Source organism: Escherichia sp. XD33, assembly GCF_019375075.1.
Taxonomy (GTDB): Bacteria; Pseudomonadota; Gammaproteobacteria; order Enterobacterales; family Enterobacteriaceae; genus Enterobacter; species Enterobacter flexneri_A.
This window is the reverse complement of record NZ_JAENDM010000107.1, coordinates 1-1,706: the sequence shown is the minus strand read 5'-3', so window position 1 is coordinate 1,706 and position 1,706 is coordinate 1. Positions and strand designations below refer to the sequence as shown.

Sequence of the window (1,706 nt, the reverse complement as noted above, 5' to 3'; positions counted from 1 at the left end):
GTAAACGCTTCTTTAAGGTAAGGAGGTGATCCAACCGCAGGTTCCCCTACGGTTACCTTGTTACGACTTCACCCCAGTCATGAATCACAAAGTGGTAAGCGCCCTCCCGAAGGTTAAGCTACCTACTTCTTTTGCAACCCACTCCCATGGTGTGACGGGCGGTGTGTACAAGGCCCGGGAACGTATTCACCGTGGCATTCTGATCCACGATTACTAGCGATTCCGACTTCATGGAGTCGAGTTGCAGACTCCAATCCGGACTACGACGCACTTTATGAGGTCCGCTTGCTCTCGCGAGGTCGCTTCTCTTTGTATGCGCCATTGTAGCACGTGTGTAGCCCTGGTCGTAAGGGCCATGATGACTTGACGTCATCCCCACCTTCCTCCAGTTTATCACTGGCAGTCTCCTTTGAGTTCCCGGCCGGACCGCTGGCAACAAAGGATAAGGGTTGCGCTCGTTGCGGGACTTAACCCAACATTTCACAACACGAGCTGACGACAGCCATGCAGCACCTGTCTCACGGTTCCCGAAGGCACATTCTCATCTCTGAAAACTTCCGTGGATGTCAAGACCAGGTAAGGTTCTTCGCGTTGCATCGAATTAAACCACATGCTCCACCGCTTGTGCGGGCCCCCGTCAATTCATTTGAGTTTTAACCTTGCGGCCGTACTCCCCAGGCGGTCGACTTAACGCGTTAGCTCCGGAAGCCACGCCTCAAGGGCACAACCTCCAAGTCGACATCGTTTACGGCGTGGACTACCAGGGTATCTAATCCTGTTTGCTCCCCACGCTTTCGCACCTGAGCGTCAGTCTTCGTCCAGGGGGCCGCCTTCGCCACCGGTATTCCTCCAGATCTCTACGCATTTCACCGCTACACCTGGAATTCTACCCCCCTCTACGAGACTCAAGCTTGCCAGTATCAGATGCAGTTCCCAGGTTGAGCCCGGGGATTTCACATCTGACTTAACAAACCGCCTGCGTGCGCTTTACGCCCAGTAATTCCGATTAACGCTTGCACCCTCCGTATTACCGCGGCTGCTGGCACGGAGTTAGCCGGTGCTTCTTCTGCGGGTAACGTCAATGAGCAAAGGTATTAACTTTACTCCCTTCCTCCCCGCTGAAAGTACTTTACAACCCGAAGGCCTTCTTCATACACGCGGCATGGCTGCATCAGGCTTGCGCCCATTGTGCAATATTCCCCACTGCTGCCTCCCGTAGGAGTCTGGACCGTGTCTCAGTTCCAGTGTGGCTGGTCATCCTCTCAGACCAGCTAGGGATCGTCGCCTAGGTGAGCCGTTACCCCACCTACTAGCTAATCCCATCTGGGCACATCCGATGGCAAGAGGCCCGAAGGTCCCCCTCTTTGGTCTTGCGACGTTATGCGGTATTAGCTACCGTTTCCAGTAGTTATCCCCCTCCATCAGGCAGTTTCCCAGACATTACTCACCCGTCCGCCACTCGTCAGCAAAGAAGCAAGCTTCTTCCTGTTACCGTTCGACTTGCATGTGTTAGGCCTGCCGCCAGCGTTCAATCTGAGCCATGATCAAACTCTTCAATTTAAAAGTTTGACGCTCAAAGAATTAAACTTCGTAATGAATTACGTGTTCACTCTTGAGACTTGGTATTCATTTTTCGTCTTGCGACGTTAAGAATCCGTATCTTCGAGTGCCCACACAGATTGTCTGATAAATTGTTAAAGAGCAGT

Annotated in this window: 1 rRNA gene; it reads right to left on the bottom strand. The window is 52.8% G+C overall.

Annotated features, from left to right (window positions below):
• Positions 1 to 18: 18 nt before the first annotated feature.
• Positions 19 to 1,560 (bottom strand): 16S ribosomal RNA (locus K0778_RS24785).
• Positions 1,561 to 1,706: the final 146 nt, after the last annotated feature.